1 pseudogene is annotated in these 303 nt (G+C 76.2%); it reads right to left on the bottom strand.

Annotated elements, in window-relative coordinates:
• Nucleotides 1–303 (bottom strand): annotated as a pseudogene (locus ND748_RS29835) (rRNA cytosine-C5-methyltransferase); the annotation flags it as partial.

Below are 303 nucleotides of genomic sequence, written 5' to 3'. Positions count from 1 at the left end.
GCCTCGGCGAGCAGGCGGTCCCGGTCGGTGCGGCCCGGCCGGGCGACCAGGTGCACCGCGGGCCGGGCGTCGTCGGCGACGAGCGCGGCACGAGTCTCGTCGAGGTCGCCGCCGAGCGCCTCCGCCACCACCTCGACGATCCAGCGCGGATGGGTCGTCACCACCGCGAGGTGGCCGATCGGGTCGGTTTCGAAGCGAGGAGCGTCGAGCAGGACGGCAAGGTCGCCGCCCGTCTCCGCGATCCGGGCGGCGACCCGCCGCAACACCGCGTTGGCGAACCGGACCGGACGCTCGCCGCTGGTC

Source organism: Frankia sp. AiPs1 (assembly GCF_023716945.1).
Classification (GTDB): domain Bacteria; phylum Actinomycetota; class Actinomycetes; order Frankiales; family Frankiaceae; genus Frankia.
This window is presented reverse-complemented; position numbering and strand designations above follow the sequence as displayed.